The 307-nt window shown below is 62.5% G+C and carries 1 pseudogene; it reads left to right on the top strand.

Features of this window, described 5'->3' with window-relative positions:
- Window positions 1-307, top strand: a pseudogene (locus B3M52_RS04680) (aminotransferase class III-fold pyridoxal phosphate-dependent enzyme); the annotation flags it as partial.

Genomic DNA, 307 nt, shown 5'->3' with positions numbered 1-307 from the left:
CCCTGAAAGCCTTCCTGCACAGCCACAGCTATACCGGCAACCCCATCGGCTGTGCCGTTGCCCTGGCCACCCTGGACATCTTCCGCGACGACAACGTCATCGAGAACAACAAACGCCTGAGCACCTGCATGGCAGACTCCGTCGTCCACCTGGCGGACCACCCCAACGTCGGTGACATCCGCCAGCACGGCATGACCCTGGCGGTGGAAATGGTGAAAAACAAAGCCACCAAAGAGCCCTTCCCCTGGCAGGAGCGGCGCGGCATCCGCGTATACCAGCATGCGCTCACCCGCCAGTCGCTATTGCG

Origin of the sequence: Marinobacter sp. UBA2688 (genome assembly GCF_002352785.1) — a bacterium.
Classification (GTDB): Bacteria; Pseudomonadota; Gammaproteobacteria; order Pseudomonadales; family Oleiphilaceae; genus Marinobacter; species Marinobacter salarius.
Note: the sequence above shows the minus strand (reverse complement) of the source record. Positions and strands in the feature narration are given on the sequence as shown.